Consider the following 15,348-nt stretch of genomic DNA (forward strand, 5'->3'; position numbering starts at 1 on the left):
AACTAATAAATCACCTTAATATATTCTTTATAAAACTTTTTGCTTTTGTTTTCTTTTTTCGAAATAGTTTTTAGAAACTCATTCAAATATTCTCTAAAAGGCGAATCTTTCGCTAAAGCATCTTGTTTTTTACTTGTCAAAACCTGAACTGTTCCGTACATTTCTTCGTCATTTTCTACGCTCGATGCAATCAAAGTAAAGGTTTCATTGGCTTCATTAATGATATTTTTATTCGACCAAACTAACAACGGTTGATTATTTTCAGTGTACAAAACATTGTCCCATTTTCCTAACCAATCATATAGCATTTTTTTCGCAACTAAAGACGTTTGGAAACTTTCGACACGATATTCTGTCAACGAACGTTCGGCTTGTTCTTGCGCATATAATAAATTGAAACTTGTAAAAAGTGCGATAAAAAGAAATAATTTTTTCAAACTCAAAAATCTTGTTTAGCGTAAAGTTATCAAAAATAATTGCAATTCTTATGTAACTTATTTGTTCTTCATGCGTCATATAAATATACACTAACTCTTAATAGTAGAATTAACCATGAAAAAATTTTTTGTACTTGCTGTTACATTGTCAGGAATTTTTGCTTTTGGACAAGATGAAAAGCAGGATTCAACGGACTATAATCCAATCGAAATAAAAGAAGTTTTAGTTCAATCGCAACGCAAAAAAATGTTTGCAGACAAAGCAGTTTATACGTTTGATAAAGAAGCGTTGGAAAAAGCGCGCTACGCAAAAGATTTGTTGAATACGTTACCAGAACTACAAGTTGATCCAATTTCGAATACCATACAAAGTACAAAAGGAGGAACAACTTTGTTGTTGATTAATGGAATTGAAGCAACAGATAATCAAATTCGTGCCGTGAAACCGCAAGATGTGGTGCGTGTTGAGTATTTTGATATTCCGCCAGCGCGTTATGCAAATCGTGCAGATCAGGTGGTGAATTTGATTACACGAAATCCAGAAAATGGTTATGTGTATGGAGCGGATCTCACTTCGGCGTTTACAACAGGTTTTATAAATGGCTCTGCATATGCAGATTTTACAAAAGGTAAAAATAATTTAGGTTTAGAGTATTCTATCAATTTAAGAGATTATGATAATAGAGAAAATAACAATTCTTACACCTATTCTCTGCGAAATGATTTGAATGAAATGACAAATTATCGTACAAATGAAAAAAGATTTGATCATTTTGGATACACATATCAAAATATATTACTTCGTTATACTAACTCAGATTCGGATAAATATACTTTTCAAGCAAAATTTTATATGGATATTTTGACAAGTTTTTCTGATGTTAACGGAAATAGTATTTTTTCTGCAAATCAAGATAGCGAAAATCATTCGGTTTATAAACACAGTAACGAAAAATATACGAAACCAACTTTAGATCTTTACTATTCGAAGAAAATGGGGGAAAAGGATGAATTGATTTTAAACTTTGTTGGTTCACATTTTAATACAAATTCATATAATTTTTCTCATGAATGGGAAACGAATAATCAAGTAGACATTTATCAATATATTACGAATTTAAAAGCTAAACAAACAGCTGTTGTTGGAGAAATTGCGCATACACATGATTTTTCATCAGGCAAATTGAATTCTGGTTATCGGTTAACAACAAATAACATTAACAATGATTTAGTTAATTTAGAAGGATCTTCTCATTACAAAGTCAATTATTTGCAACAATATATGTACTCAGAATTTTCGGGTAAAACAAAGAAATTAATGTACCGACTGGGTATGGGATTAACAAATATACATAACCAAAGCGAAGAAAACACGGAAAATACATGGACAATAACACCAAAAATTGTATTGGGATATGAAATAGCAAAGAACAAAAGTTTGCGTTTTACAACTTCCTACACGCCTACAAGTCCTTGGAGCAATGCTTTAAGTAGTAATGTGGTACAAATAGTACCGAATATTGTACAAAAAGGAAATCCCGAATTAAATATTCAGAAATCTTTTGTTAATAATTTAGTGTATAGCTACAATTCAAAATATTTTGATCTGAATACAAATTTATTCTATCGATATAAAAAAGATGCTATTAATGAATTGTATATTTTAGACGGTAATCGTTATGCATTAACCTACGAAAATGCAGAAAATTCGCAAAGTTTGGGTGTACAAATATCTGGTTCTGTCAAGCCGTTTGGTACAGACTTATTGACGCTGAAAGTTGTTCTAAAACCAACAACAGAAAGTGTAAAATTGAAAGATGGAAGAAGTATCAAGAATGATTATTTAGGAAATAATTTTGTGATAAATTCTGCTTTCAAGAATTTTAGTATATCATATATACTCAATATTCCGGCGTATTCTCTAGATGGCGCTTTCCTAAGCACAAATGAAAATAGTAGCGATCTTTCAATCGCTTATAAAAAGAATAATTGGACTTTTTCTACAGGAATGTATTGGATCGGAATACCTTCGGAATATAAAGTAAAATCGTTAAAAGAAAGTTTGGTAAATTATACCAGTCATACTCAAATTTGGAACAATAAAAACATGTTTATTTTAGGGTTGAGTTATGATTTTTCGACAGGTAAAGAAACAAATATCAATCGAAAATTAGAAAATGAAACTGCAGGAGCAGCGACATTTTAATAAATAAACAAAAAGAGAATCCTTAGGATTCTCTTTTTGTTTATTTATAATTTGACTGTGATGTTGAAACGAGCTCAGCAAGACATATTAATTGTTTTTAATAAGTATAAATTTTAGCTTTCTAACATCTACAACTCCGCCAAAAATTTCAGCGTATCAATATTATCGGCATAATCTGTTAATTTAGGGAATTGAGTTTGCCCAAATTCAACATAATTCGGATTATCTTTCATGTCATTTCCTATCACGCATTGTATTTGATTTTCATTTTCGATCAAATAATTTTTTACATCATTCACATCTTCATAAACTTCAAAATTTACAACTGCAATAGGAGAATGTAAAGCTGGATCTTTTTTCATTAGAACAAAATTATTGTCTAAAAATTCATCTTTTCCTAACAAAAATATTGCACGATTATAATCGTAATTATTTGCATATTTAGGATGGTTAATCACATCACCCCAAGAAAAAATAGCTTCGAATATTTTTGGTAATTGTGCTTCATCTTTTACATAAAGTTTCGTCACATTTCGGCAACCTAATCCAAAATAAATGAATAAGTCGTTACCCAATTTTTTCAACTCTTCATCAGTTTCCGAACCATTCAATACAGCAACCGAAGTTCTATTTTTACGAATAATGTTAGGAACTTTTCCAAAATATTGTTCAAAATAACGTGCCGTGTTATTACTTCCAGTTGCAATAACTGCATCAAAATTTTCTAATCGTTCAACAGTTTGAATAATCGATTTGAAATTTTCATCAATCGAATACAAATATTTTATCGCTAATTTGATTAATTTATCATCTTTAGACGAAGTTTTAATCAACGCATTATTTCCAGAAATAACAACAGAAAGTAAATCATGAAAACCAACCAAAGGTAAATTCCCAGCCATGATAATTCCGACATTTTTTGGCATTTCAGCAAAAGGATAATCTTTCGACCAAGCCAATAAATTTTCTTCCGTTAAAGCTTCTGCCCAACTTTTCAAGGCTAACGTAATATTATCTTTTGTAAACCAATTGTTGTAGGCTTCTGCATCGCTCACTGCATATTCAGCTTCTTCTTTCCAATTCTCGAATTTTTCTGTCAGTTCTGTGTCTTTAATCGAATCATTATTTATAATAAAATTAAAAAACTGCCCCAATTCGTTAAATGCTGAAATCCTTTGTTCAAATGTCATTTTTTCTGAAAATTAAATGTAATTTTGTAGTTGCAAATGTAGGAAATAAAAAAACAGATACAATGGCTATAATTATTACAGATGAATGTATAAATTGTGGAGCTTGTGAGCCAGAATGTCCAAATAACGCGATTTATGAAGCTGCGGTAGATTGGAAATATTCTGATGGAACTTCTCTTAGCGGAACAATTGTAAACGTAGACGGCGCAACTTTTGACGCTGATGCGGTGCAAGATCCTGTGAGTGATGAGGTTTATTACATTGTTCCCGATAAATGTACTGAATGTAAAGGTTTCCACGAAGAACCACAATGTGCGGCAGTTTGTCCGGTGGATTGTTGTGTGCCTGATGATAACCACGTAGAAAGCGAAGAGCGCCTTTTGAGTAAAAAAGCGTTTATGCACTTAGAGTAAAATCGTCACAACTTTACATATCATAACCTCGACTTTTAGAAGTCGAGGTTATGATATGTTCAATTTTCTAATCACATTTTAATATTATTCTAATCGGATAGTAATACTATTATAGCGTATAGTCTTGTATTTTTGATAGGAAAGATTAAATAAATAAAAACGGATGAATTTTCAGTTGAAATTCAGTGTAAACGAAAAACTATATCTTAAAAATCCAGAAAGTAGCGAAGTTGGAAAAACTATTGTAAAACAAGCAATAGAGCTGATTTTTGAAACAGGATTTGAACATTTTACATTCAAAAAATTGGCGGTAAAAATAAATTCTACAGAAGCTACAATTATCGTTATTTTTCTTCAAAATATAAATTATTGACCTATATTTTGAATTGGTATTGGTCTTACATTGAATTTATTTGCGAATTAAAAACGAAAGAGATTAAAAACTCATTAGAAAAATTAGATAAGATATTAGAGATTATTACACATTATGATAATTCTTGTGAAGAAGTGGAAGATTATAATATAAAGAAGCTTCATACCATTGTAATATCAGAAAGTAGTAAATCTTATCTCGTAAAAGAAGTAGATAAAATTTGTAAAGAAATGGTTTTTGCTCCATTAGAAAGTCTTTGCAAATTTATTGCGGTAATCATAGAAGAAGTTAAAGGAGATTTTCCTTATCCTTTTTCTTTAGCAAGTACATTATTAGAAACTGCGCACGATCAACATTTTTTTAGTGAACATTTACCTAATCTTACAGATAATCATCAAGAACAGAATCACACAGTTTATGTGTTAGATTATTTAAAATATATTACGTCAAACTTTATCAAATAAACACAATGGCATCAATATCAGCAAGCGAACACGGTAGAAAACTGCTTCGCTATATTACAAAAGAGAAAAAAGATGTAACAAATATTTATTTCTATGCAATACTAAATGGACTTGTGTCTTTAAGCATTCCGTTAGGTATACAATCTATTATTGGGTATGTGTTAGGAGCAACAATGGTTACCTCTATTTATATCCTGATTTTCTTTGTTGTAATCGGAACTTTCTTTGTAGGATATTTTAGATTGAAAGTAATTGAAATTATCGAAAAAATTCAACAAAAAATATATGTAGAATTTTCGATGGCTTTCGCAGATAAATTACCTAAAGTAAACTTATCAACTACTAGAAAGTATTATTTACCAGAGTTAATGAATAGATTTTTTGATATTCAGAATTTTCAAAAAGGAGTTTCAAAAGTTCTTTTAGAAATACCAACGGCATTAATCCAAATTCTGTTTGGTATCTTATTATTAGCTTTTTATCACCCTTGGTTTTTAGCATTTGGAGGACTTGTAGTTATATCTATTGTTATGATATTTTACTACACAATGGAAAGTGGAATAAAATCTAGTATAGAAGAAAGTGATAAGAAATATGAAACGGCAGCTTGGATAGAAGATGTCGCAGCTTCTGTAAAAACATTTAAAATACATTCAGAAAAAGGAACGCATCTTATTGGAACAGATGACCGTGTTTCAGATTATTTAGATGATAGAACTTCTCACTTTAAAGTACTAGTTTTCCAATACAAAACAGTAATTGCCTTTAAAGTAATAATTACGTTTACAATGTTAGCTATAGGTACTTACCTTATGTTGGATCAGCAATTAAATATTGGGGCATTTATTGCAACAGAAATTGTTGTTTTAACAATTATGGCCGCTGTAGAAAAGTTAATTGTTAGTTTAGAGAGTTATTATGATATGATTACTTCTTATGCTAAGCTTACTAAAGTAACAGAATTAGACGAAGAAGTTGAAGGAGATATAGAACTTTTATACAAAAAACAAGGAACAACAATTGAGTTTAAAGATGTAGAATTTGCCTATAATGATAGTCCTAAAATTTTAGACAATATAAACTTTAAACTTCAAGAAAATACATTAACAGTAATAACAGGAAAAACAGGTACTGGGAAATCACTTCTTTTAAATATGTTGGCTGGTTTTTACGAATCGAGCTCAGGAAGTATTCTTTACGATAAAATTCCATTGAAAAACTTAAATAAGAAACATTTCAGAAGTAGTGTTGGACTTTATTTAGAGAGTGCAAAAGTTGTTCAAGGAACTGTTCAAGAAAATATTCTTTTAGGAAATACACAAAGCAATACACAAAGTATTATAGAACTTTCTGATGAATTAGGAATAGAAAATATTTCTAATTTATTTAGTAAAGGTTTTGCAACAGAAATTAGCGAAACAGATTCGGAACTTTCATTTAGTTCTAAAAAGAAAGTACTTCTTCTTCGTTCATTATTAGGAGAAAAGAGATTATTGCTTTTAGAGAATCCTATGAGCGGAATGTCAGATCAATTTCAAGAAAAAATGATTGAGTATTTAAATGGCTTAAAAAAGCATACAACTATTGTTGTTGTGTCGTCGAATAATAAGCTTATCCGATTTGCAGATCAACATCTTCATTTAGAAGATGGAACACTTAAAGTTATTTCATAAAAATTAAAGAAAATGCAACTAAAATCATTCGATAAAATATATCAAATTCGTAAAAAATCGAGAGTTAAAAGATGGTTTTTATTCATTCTTTTAGCCGGAATTGTTACGTTGTTTCTTCCTTGGACACAGAATATAAAAGTTAAAGGAAATGTTTCATCTTTATATCAATCTCAGCGTCCACAACAATTAAATTCTCCAATTCCTGGACGAATTATTAAATGGAATGTAAAAAATGGAGATTATGTTTCTAAAGGAGATACACTTTTACAACTATCTGAGATAAAAGAAGATTACATGGATCCTTTGTTAGTACAGCGTACAGAAGAACAAGTGGATGCAAAAATAGGCGTAAGAGAATTTTATAGAGCTAAAGTTGGTACAGCAAAAAATCAATTAGAGGCTTTAAATGCAGCTAGAGATTTAAAATTAAATCAGGTTAAAATTAAAATTAGTCAGTTAAATAACAAATTAGTTGGAGAAGAAGCTGAATTAGTTGCAGCAACAAATGAGCTAAAACTTTCTGAAGATCAGTATGCAAGACAAAAGAAAATGTATGATGAAGGTTTAGTTTCATTAACACAATTTCAACAAAGAAGTATTTCTTATCAGAATTCGATTGCGAAGAAAACAGCTTATGAGAATAAAGTTTCACAAACGAAACAAGAAATCATTAATACACAAATTGAGCAAAATGCTGTAACACAAGATTACAATGAGAAATTAAGTAAAATTGAAGGAGAGCGTTTTCAAAGTATGGGACAAATTGAAGGAAGTGATGGAGATATTGCAAAACTTCAAAATCAAGTTGCGAATTATAAAGCAAGACAAGGTTTATACTTTATTATTGCTTCTCAAGACGGTCAAATAGTTCAGTTGAACAAAGCTGGTATTGGAGAAGTATTAAAAGATGGAGAAAACATTGGTACTATTGTTCCTACGAAAGTAGATTATGCTGTAGAGATTTATGTTCGACCAGTAGATTTGCCATTGGTAAAAGAAGGACAGCGTGTAATGTGTATTTTCGATGGTTTTCCAGCAATTGTTTTCTCTGGTTGGCCAGATTCTAGTTATGGTGTTTTTTCAGGAAAAGTTGTTGCTGTAGAAAGTAATATTAGTCCAAATGGTCTTTTTAAAGCATTGGTTATTGAAGATAAAAATGAGAAAAAATGGCCAACAAAAATTAAGATGGGAACAGGAACACAAGGAATTGCAATTCTTAACGATGTTCCTATTTGGTACGAGTTATGGCGAAATATAAATGGATTTCCACCAGATTACTACGAGGTTGCAAATACAAAAACAACAAAAGATGAAAAAAGTAAATAAGGTATTCCTTGTTTTAGTTTTATTAATTTCTCACTTTAGTTTTGGACAGGATTCTTTAAAAATATCTTCATCAGAATTTATTTCAGTGGTGAAGAATTATCATCCACTGGCTTTAAAATATCAACTTCAGAATAAAATAGCATTGGAAGAAATAACAAGAGCAAGAGGTGGTTTTGATCCTGTTTTAGCAGCAAAATTAGGAGAAAAGAATATTGATGGAACAAGGTATTATGAACAAAAAAATATTGAACTAGGTATTCCGACTTGGTATGGAATAGATATTAATGGTAGTTACAATCATATACAAGGAGATAAATTAAGTAATACAGAAACTGTTGGAGGTTTATTTCAATTTGGTGTAACAATTCCTTTGGCTAAAAACTTATTGTACGATAAAAGAAGAGCAATGTTAGATCAGGCAAAATTTGCACTGAAAATGACAGAAGCTGAGCAAACGGTTTTAACAAACGACCTTCTTTTAGAAGCAGAAAATACCTATTGGGAATGGGTTCAGAATTTTGAAATTTATAAATTAAAATCTGAAATTGTTGACATTAATAAAGAGCGTTTAGATTTTACAAGAAAAACATTAGATTTTGGAGAAGTACCTGCTATTGATACTATAGAAGCACTTTCTCAGTTGCAAAGTTTTGAATTGCAACGACAAGATGCTTTTTTAAATTTTGTAAAAAGTACACAGCAGCTTCAGTTATATTTATGGAAAGATAATCAACAACTGTATGAGCTTACAGCAATGATTTATCCTTCGGATGGATTAGAAAATCATTCAGCTTATTCTGATTTTGAGTTTTTAATTGACGAAGTAGAATCTCAAGAATTAGATGCGCATTCATCTATTTTATATTACAATCAAAAACAAAATATCTTAGAAAGTGAACGAAGATTAAAATTTCAGAGTTTTCTTCCTAAAATAGATTTTACGTATAATTTCTTTACGAAAGAGGGGTACTCAGCCGATTATTTACCATTCTTTGATAATAATTTTCAATATGGTTTAAAGTTAGAAATTCCGATATTTCTACGAGAAGCAAGAGCAAATTATGAAATAGCTAAAATTAAGCTGAATCAGAATGCTTTAGATACTCAGATAAAAAGTAGAGAGTTAGATGTTAAAATAGAGACCTATAAAAATGAAATTTTAAATTTTCATACTCAAATAAATCTTTCTCGAAATAATCTGCAAAATTATAGAAAGCTTTTAGATGCAGAAGAAACAAGGTATGGAATTGGTGAAAGTTCACTCTTCTTAATTAATTCACGCGAAAATAAAGTTATAGATGCTCAAGAGAAATTTATTTCTATTCGAACAAAATTTCTAAAAAGTTTTAATAAACTAAAATGGTTGAAAGAAAATTTTTTAGTTGCAACTACAAATTAAGGCATAATGCCTATTTATTATTTTCGTATTTGTTTGATTTATAATTTATTTATATTGAAAAATATAAGATTAAATTCTTTCAATTACTTGAAAAGTAAAAATTCCACTTCAAAAATGAAGTGGAATTTTTTTATTTATTCTTTAATAATATAGATCCTTGTAATTTATTTGGCACACTAGAATTTAATTCATTCCATTGCGCGAAGAACCAATAACTATCGGACGGTAATGGCATTACATTCAAATATTTTCCATTCCAAATAAATTGATTACTTAAAGAACCTTCAAAAATATTTTTTCCTTGTCTGTCAAAAATTCTAAAAACAGGATTTTCTTTGGTTGCTAAGAATGAGAAATCAACTTTATCATTCAAGCCATCACCATTTGGAGAAATAAAAGTATAAAAATCAGGAATAATAAACGTAGAACTTTTTATACATCCCTCTACAGTTTGTATTTCAATTTTATGAGAGCCTTTTGATACATTACTGAATATATTTGTGCTTACCCATTCTAATTCATCTATTCTGTAAAGAATAGGACTATTTCCGTTTATAACATTTACTAAAACATCATTCTTCGTAATATTTAAACTAATTCTTACAGGTTCACAAGGATCTGGAGCAGGAATTGTTTCAAAGGTATTGGTAGAACAAGAAACTGCTGGTCCAACAGTATTCGTAGCAGTTACTTTTACATAGTATGTTGTTGCGTGAGAAAGAGTAGTGGTAAGTGTAAAATTATCTACATCACCAACATTGTAATTATTTAAAATATCATTCCCATCAATAGTTGTTCCTATTGTAATTAGATACGCTGTTGCATCAGTAACTTTATTCCATCTAATTGTAGGAGTTAATGATACATTCTTTTCTCCGTTTGCAGGAGAATTTACAGTTGTACAAGTAGGTGCTGTTGGAATCTTTTCTGTCTTAAATCTATAAATTTGACAGTTTTCCTTTAAAATACCAATAAGTGTATTTTCTGGTTGTATTGAAACACTGTACCAAGTATTTGGTTTTAAGTCTGTAGTTATTCCAGTATAATTTATTGTACTAATAGAAGAATCTATTACCGTAGCTGTAACTACACTCGCTCCAAGTTCATCTGTAATTTTAAGTCTGTATTGACTAGCATTAGCAATTTTATTCCAAGAGATTATTGGTCTTAAGGTTACATTTTCCTCAGTGTCGTATGGCGAAATAATAGTCGGACAGTCGGGGAAAAATAGCTCACGATCAAATGTTAATTCGTAAGCACCTAGATCGACAGAATTTCCGTAATGTCTATTTCTTTTGTCTAAATCATGGAATAGAGAAGTAGCCCCACCAGCAACCTGTTGAAACAATTCTTCTTTACCAGCATTAAGTGCAGGACTAGGAATTTGTAAAGTATAATCACTATTATTATCAACAAAAAGAGGATCAATACCAATTAAATTATTAGAAGCAGAATATTCTTCTATAATATTGTTTGTAATATCATTTGTGAAAGAAGAAGAACCAATCGTTTCTGCTGCAATATCTTTTTTAAAGTCAGTAGATTTAGATGTGTTTAGATAGAAAATACTATTTACAACAGTTGTTTTAGAACCATCTTTAAAAAGAATAGCTGAGTTTGTATTTTTTACAAATGTAGCATTCGTTATAGCTAAGATATTTGCATTGTAAATAGCTCCACCATTAATTGATGCTTTATTGTTACTAAATAAAGAACTTAGAATTTTCAATTCATGATTACTTCCATTGTAAATACCACCTCCAATTTTTGCCGTATTATTCATGAAATGAATTCTATTTAAATAAGTTTTAGAAGTAGGTGTTGCGTAAATACCAGCACCATTTTCTTCTGCAGTATTATTAATAAAATAAATGGCAGTTAGATTAATATCGCTATTATCATTGTAAATTCCACCACCATTTCTAGTACTATAATTATTTTCAAAATTTAATTTTGTATCAAATCCAATACTATTTCCTGCAACTTGCTCCATCTCTAAATTAGTATCTTTAATATATAATGCAGCACCATTTAAATAGGACTTATTACCTGAAAAAGAAAAATTATCAATAACAGCTTTTTTAGAATTATTAACATACAATGCACTTGCATTAGTACCATTTGTAGAAGTGTAGTAGCTGTCTTTGAAATCAACAAAATCAAAATAAAAATCATCTACATTATTCACGTAAACAGCACTTGTGTTAGAGATATTAGTGTTTTTTACAATAATGTCTTTAAAATTTAATTTAGGAGTATTGATTACAGATATAGCACTACCTTCCTCTGATCTTGTTGTTAGATTAGCATTTTGAATGGTAAATGTGTTTAATTCAACTGTTCGATTATTCTCAAAACTGAATATTTTTGTTATGTTTTGACCATCGATAGATGTTAGTGTAGCATCACTAGAAACAATTTCAATAGGATTTCCTGTTTCGGGATCAATCTCATAAGAATATCCACCTGTAATTTTCACAGTTTGATAATTATTGAAATTAATCTTTTTATTAGTTTTTAAAATACCTTTGTAAAGTTTAACTTCTATAAAAAATCTATTGGTACTTGAATTTACTAAGTCAGCTAGGTTATCAAAAGACATAGCATTATCCCAGTTAGCTCAAGAACCATTTCCTGTTCTAGCTTCTCGAACATAGTATTGTCCAAATGAAAAATTAATTCCAAATAATAATAGTATTAAGTAAAAATATGTAGAGATAGCCCGCATTAAGTCTAGTTTAAATGTAATCACTAAAAATAAACAAATTATCGGATAAATTGCTTATTTAGAGCTTAGAAAGTATACATTTTTAAAAATAAGACTCTAATAAGTGTATTAAATTATTTTATTTTAATATTATTGATGGAATGAATCGTATATCGTCAATTTAAAATAGTCAATCTATTTACTATATCTCTTTTTTCTAATCCAAAATCCAATTCCAGCGAACAATCCAATAATAGCAGTTGGAACAAGTAAATTAATCATTTGCCAAGTAGATTTTTCTTGTAAAACAGTCGTTTCACTTAGCAACGGAATCTCTAATTTACGATTACGTAAAGCCAAGAAATCAGAATCACCTAATAAATAATCCATCGCATTCATTACAAATGTTTGGTTGGCGTATGTTTTCGGTTTTCCATCTGGGGTATCTGGTCGAACCGAAAATTTATTTTCTCCTAATTGCATTGGAATTCCTCTCCACAAAGCATTTTTCAAAACATCTCCGTCCGAAATAACGATCATTTTTCCGTCAGTAGTTTTCGGTTTGAAATTCGGAAATTCTTTACGTTCGTAACGCGAAGCATAAGCCGAATTGAAATTACCTTCTAACAAAACTGCCATCGGAATTTTACCCATTTTATATTCTTCAGGATTTTCGATTTCTACTTCGTTTAATTGAATATAATTTAAAGCAGGTTTCAAACTTGATTGTTCAGAAGAACTCAACAAAACGGTTTGTTTAATATTTGGATTTTTTAATAACTCGATTGGATTCGCAAATTGAAATAAAACATGATCGATCGAACTTGTAATTGGGTTTTCTTCACCTTTAATTCCTAATTCAAAATAAGGCCAATTGTAATAATTGTAACTTGTATTTCCTGCAGTTTCACCATCAGCCAAAACAATTTGCGCCCCATTCATATCCTTGATAACAGCTGGATGAATACGAACACCATAATTGAATAAGAAATCATTTAACTTCAAATCTCTTGGAAAAGCAACGATTTTTCCACTTCGGAAAATAGAATCCATTTCAGCATCGACAGTTTCCACAGCCATCATCATTTTTCCACCATTCATGATATATTGATCCAAAACCAATTTATCCATATCAGAAAAAGGTAATGTAGGTTTTGCGATAATTAAGGCGTCAAAACGTTTCAAACTATCCAAATCAGAAGGTTGTAAAGTAAACGATTTGTTTGCTATTGGATTAAGGTAGATCTCAACATCATATTTTTCTGACAAAGCAGAACCTAATCCTTGAATATTTACTTCTGGTAATTCGTCATGATGAACGATAAAACCAACTCTTTTGCGCTCAAAATTGGTTGATTTCTGAATTTTTTCTGCAAATAAATATTCTAATTTTTCAGTAGATGCTAATGCTAATTTTTCAAATGGAGTAGAAGGGTCATTCACTAAAACCTCCATATAAGTCGATTTGTCACCGTAAGTTAATTTTGCATACGGATAAACATTCAAAATTCCTTTGTCTGTTTTAATTGGAACTGGAGCTAATTTATTTTGCTCTAATTCGGCTTGTCCTAAATCGACAGGATCAACAAAAGAATAAGAAATATTACTATTTTTTTCGCGAAGTTCGTCTAATAAAAATTGAATTTCGTTCTTCAAAATTCTGTAATCACCTGTTAAATCTCCACCCAAAAGAATTTCAATTTTAAGCGGTTGTTTTACATTTTCTACTAACTTTTCGGTTGTAGAAGTTAACGTAAAACGTTTGTCTTTTGTCATGTCAATTCGCGTATAAAAAAATTGAGCAATGATAAAAAGCGCGATAAATGCGATGAAAGTAATTAGATGTTTTTTGTTTAATTTTTTCATGGCACTATTTTTTATTTTCAAGATTAACGATTGAAATTTGATTTAAAATTCCAATCAAAATCAAAAAGTAAAGTAAATCTCGTGTGTCAATAATTCCTTTCAAAAACTGGTTGTAATGTGTAAAACTTCCAATTTTTTGAACATAGAAATCCATCGAACCAAGTAAATTATATGACGCTAAACTTTCGAATCCATAAAAAATAATGAAGCAAAAGAAAACCGCCAAAACATAAGCCATTACTTGATTTTTGGTAATAGATGAAGTAAATAAACCAATTGCGGCGAATAAACTTCCTAGAAAGAAAAGTCCTAAATAACCAGAAAAAATTGTTCCGTAATCTAATTCTTGTTCGGGCATCAAAAATTCTTGCAACGTAATAGTGAACAAGAAAGTTGAAAGTAAACAAAAAACAACAACTGAAACGACTGCTAAATATTTGCCCCAAATAATTTGGTTATTTTTTATAGGTAGTGTGAATAACCACAATAGTGTTCCGTTTGCTTGCTCTTCTGCGATTAATTTCATCGTTAAAGCTGGAATCATGAATAGAAAAATCCAAGGTCCAACAAAGAAAAAACTACTTAAAGAAGCATTTCCAGTATTGAAAACATTGAATTCGTTATCAAAAAACCAAAGGAACAAAACCGAAACGATAACAAATGTTGCGGTTGCTAAATAAGCGTTGAAGCCTAAATAAAAATTGGAAAACTCTTTTTTGAAGATTGTCCACATGTTATTTTTTATTATTACGATTAATTAAACGCACAATAAGCATAAGTAGTATACCACAACCAAAGAAACTGACAATCGACCAATACCAATTTTGACCAAAATCTGTTTTTTGAATCACAGCAAACACGATAACAAATAATAAAATAGTCGCCAATTCGTTAATCATTCGCAATTGAACAGAAGTGTATTTGAAAACTTTATTTTGGATTTGTTTCAACGTTCGCCAGCACCAAAAATGATAAATTAATAAAACACTTATCATTCCTAATTTACTTTTCATCCACGGCATTTGTAATAAACCTTGATTTTTGTAAAGCATATTCAATCCCATTGTAATCAAAATAACCAAAGCAGGAGCGGTAATTACATTCCATAATTTTTTCTCCATGTAGGTATATTGATCCTGCAAAATTGATTTTTTTGGTTCTTCCATTTGTTGCGTTTCTGTATGATAAATCATCAAACGAACAATGTAAAATAAACCAGCAAAGTAACTTACCACGAAGATAACGTGTATTGCTTTGTATATTAAATAATTATAAGTCATATAGTTATTGTAAA

General features: G+C 29.9%; 13 protein-coding genes. 7 read left to right on the plus strand and 6 right to left on the minus strand.

Features of this window, described 5'->3' with window-relative positions; genetic code table 11:
* Positions 1-2 precede the first annotated feature (2 nt).
* A complete protein-coding gene (locus N5D03_RS09635) occupies positions 3-437 on the minus strand; it encodes a hypothetical protein (protein ID WP_280049160.1) in 435 nt (144 codons plus the stop codon).
* Positions 438-552: 115 nt separating this feature from the next.
* Here N5D03_RS09635 and N5D03_RS09640 point away from each other — a divergent pair, with 115 nt between their 5' ends.
* A complete protein-coding gene (locus N5D03_RS09640; protein WP_280051510.1) occupies positions 553-2,643 on the plus strand; it encodes an outer membrane beta-barrel protein in 2,091 nt (696 codons plus the stop codon).
* A 128-nt stretch (positions 2,644-2,771) separates the two neighbouring features.
* Here N5D03_RS09640 and N5D03_RS09645 read toward each other — a convergent pair whose 3' ends face one another.
* On the minus strand, positions 2,772-3,833 hold the full coding sequence (locus N5D03_RS09645) for an acyl-CoA reductase (RefSeq protein WP_280051511.1): 1,062 nt from the start codon (positions 3,831-3,833) through the stop codon (positions 2,772-2,774).
* 62 nt (positions 3,834-3,895) lie between these two features.
* Between N5D03_RS09645 and N5D03_RS09650 the strand changes: the two genes are divergently transcribed.
* From N5D03_RS09650 to N5D03_RS09675, 6 genes are all read left to right on the plus strand, one after another.
* Complete coding sequence (locus tag N5D03_RS09650; protein ID WP_114999046.1) at positions 3,896-4,246, plus strand: 4Fe-4S dicluster domain-containing protein; 351 nt, start codon at positions 3,896-3,898, stop codon at positions 4,244-4,246.
* A 163-nt stretch (positions 4,247-4,409) separates the two neighbouring features.
* Positions 4,410-4,619, plus strand: a complete 210-nt coding sequence (locus tag N5D03_RS09655) for a hypothetical protein (RefSeq protein ID WP_280037216.1) — start codon at positions 4,410-4,412, stop codon at positions 4,617-4,619.
* Positions 4,616-5,083 carry a hypothetical protein gene (locus N5D03_RS09660; RefSeq protein ID WP_280037217.1) on the plus strand — a complete coding sequence of 156 codons (468 nt, stop codon included), beginning with the start codon at positions 4,616-4,618 and terminating at the stop codon, positions 5,081-5,083. The genes N5D03_RS09655 and N5D03_RS09660 overlap by 4 nt, the downstream gene beginning before the upstream one ends.
* 5 nt (positions 5,084-5,088) lie before the next feature.
* Entirely contained in the window at positions 5,089-6,756 is a 1,668-nt protein-coding gene (locus N5D03_RS09665; RefSeq protein WP_125349677.1) for an ABC transporter ATP-binding protein, read from the plus strand.
* Between the two features lie 12 nt (positions 6,757-6,768).
* Complete coding sequence (locus N5D03_RS09670; RefSeq protein WP_125349676.1) at positions 6,769-8,082, plus strand: HlyD family efflux transporter periplasmic adaptor subunit; 1,314 nt, start codon at positions 6,769-6,771, stop codon at positions 8,080-8,082.
* On the plus strand, positions 8,066-9,481 hold the full coding sequence (locus tag N5D03_RS09675; RefSeq protein ID WP_185144165.1) for a TolC family protein: 1,416 nt from the start codon (positions 8,066-8,068) through the stop codon (positions 9,479-9,481). Before N5D03_RS09670 ends, N5D03_RS09675 begins: the two co-directional genes overlap by 17 nt.
* Before the next feature lie 130 nt (positions 9,482-9,611).
* On the opposite strand, the gene N5D03_RS09680 is transcribed toward N5D03_RS09675, so the two are convergent.
* From N5D03_RS09680 to N5D03_RS09695, 4 genes are all read right to left on the minus strand, one after another.
* Positions 9,612-11,960, minus strand: a complete 2,349-nt coding sequence (locus tag N5D03_RS09680; protein ID WP_280037221.1) for a T9SS type B sorting domain-containing protein — start codon at positions 11,958-11,960, stop codon at positions 9,612-9,614.
* Between the two features lie 423 nt (positions 11,961-12,383).
* Positions 12,384-14,054, minus strand: a complete 1,671-nt coding sequence (gene gldG / locus N5D03_RS09685; RefSeq protein WP_280051512.1) for a gliding motility-associated ABC transporter substrate-binding protein GldG — start codon at positions 14,052-14,054, stop codon at positions 12,384-12,386.
* A 4-nt stretch (positions 14,055-14,058) separates the two neighbouring features.
* Positions 14,059-14,787, minus strand: coding sequence for an ABC transporter permease subunit (locus N5D03_RS09690; protein WP_219034141.1), 729 nt, complete (start codon positions 14,785-14,787; stop codon positions 14,059-14,061).
* A gap of 1 nt (position 14,788) precedes the next feature.
* Positions 14,789-15,334, minus strand: a complete 546-nt coding sequence (locus tag N5D03_RS09695; RefSeq protein WP_280051513.1) for a CopD family protein — start codon at positions 15,332-15,334, stop codon at positions 14,789-14,791.
* Positions 15,335-15,348 lie beyond the last annotated feature (14 nt).

The organism is Empedobacter sp. GD03861, from assembly GCF_029840885.1.
In the GTDB taxonomy this organism is placed as follows: domain Bacteria; phylum Bacteroidota; class Bacteroidia; order Flavobacteriales; family Weeksellaceae; genus Empedobacter; species Empedobacter falsenii_B.